We start from the raw sequence: 1,149 nt of genomic DNA, 5'->3' as shown, positions 1-1,149 counted from the left end.
CTACTGAGGTTTTCACGGCGGGGTCGGTGGGGTGAGAGCCAGACCTGTGGCGGTCAGGCAGCCGTCGACCAGGTGGGGACGGAGCTGGATCCTGCGTAACTCGCGGCGAAGGGTGCGGTCGAGGTCGTCGGATGTGTCGAAGGCGGTGTTGGCCATCGCCCTGCGTACCAGCGACCAGACGGCCTCGACGGGATTGAGGTCAGGTGCGTAGGGCGGAAGACGGACGGTGGTGAGCCAGTCGTGGTCGGCCTCGTACCGCTTCAGCCCGGTGGCCAGGTGGGTGTTGAGATTGTCCCAGACCACCACGATGGGGCCGTCGAGCTGGATGTGTGCGCGGACCAGGAGGTCGCGGTAGTCCTGCCAGGAGAAGCTTTTGCGTGCACCCTTGAGGCGGAGGTGAGTGCGGGGCCGGTGGATGAGGCGGCTCTTCTCGCCGGGTTTGTAGCAGCACAGTGCGGCGATGGAAGTCCGGCGGCGGGACCTGCCGCGGACGCGGATGACAGGGGTGTGTCCGCGACGGCCCCAGGTGTGGGCACGGGGCGGAGTCATCGAGAAGCCGGCCTCGTCCTCGAAGACGATCCAGGCACCGGACGCCGCCGCGAGTCTTTTACCTGCGGCCACACCTCCCTCTTCCACAGCTCCACCGCATGCTCGTCGCGTTCGAGTGCTCTGCGGGCGGGTGCCTGCCAGGACCAGCCGTGCCGTTTCAGCAGCCGCCGCACCGTCGCCACCGACAGGCTCACCCGCAGACGCCGGCGGATCACCGTCTGCACCCGCGTCAGGGTCCAGCGTTCGTCTTCGAAGCCGTGTGCGGCCGGCCCCTTGCCGAGTTCTTCCTCGAGCACGGCGAACTGGGCGTCTGTGACGGTCGGGGAGTTCGCCGGACCCGCCGAGCGCAGGGCCTCCATGCCGCCCTCGCGCCAGGCACGACGCCAGCGCTCCACCGACCGCACACTCACCCGCAGATCCTTCGCGATCGCCGCCGTCTTCTCGCCCGCCGCGAATCTCTCGCCGGCCTGAAGCCGGATCTCCTCACGAAATGCCCGCCGCTCAGCGGTCAGGCCCCCACCCTCTGGATACCTCACCTCATCGGCATACCGCGGGGATCATGAACCGTCACCACCCGACGACAACCCGAAAACCTCAGTA

1 protein-coding gene is annotated in these 1,149 nt (G+C 68.2%); it reads right to left on the bottom strand.

Annotation, left to right across the window (positions count from 1 at the left end):
• Nucleotides 1-12 precede the first annotated feature (12 nt).
• Nucleotides 13-1,085, bottom strand: a protein-coding gene (locus ACP4IX_RS36230; RefSeq protein WP_426558906.1) for an IS630 family transposase whose coding sequence is annotated in 2 segments (ribosomal slippage) — nucleotides 13-575 and nucleotides 575-1,085 — 1,074 coding nt in all. Because the reading frame shifts where the segments join, the coding sequence is not laid out codon by codon here.
• Nucleotides 1,086-1,149 lie beyond the last annotated feature (64 nt).

This window comes from Streptomyces sp. WG5, from assembly GCF_049974565.1.
Lineage (GTDB): Bacteria > Actinomycetota > Actinomycetes > Streptomycetales > Streptomycetaceae > Streptomyces.
Note: the sequence above shows the minus strand (reverse complement) of the source record. Positions and strands in the feature narration are given on the sequence as shown.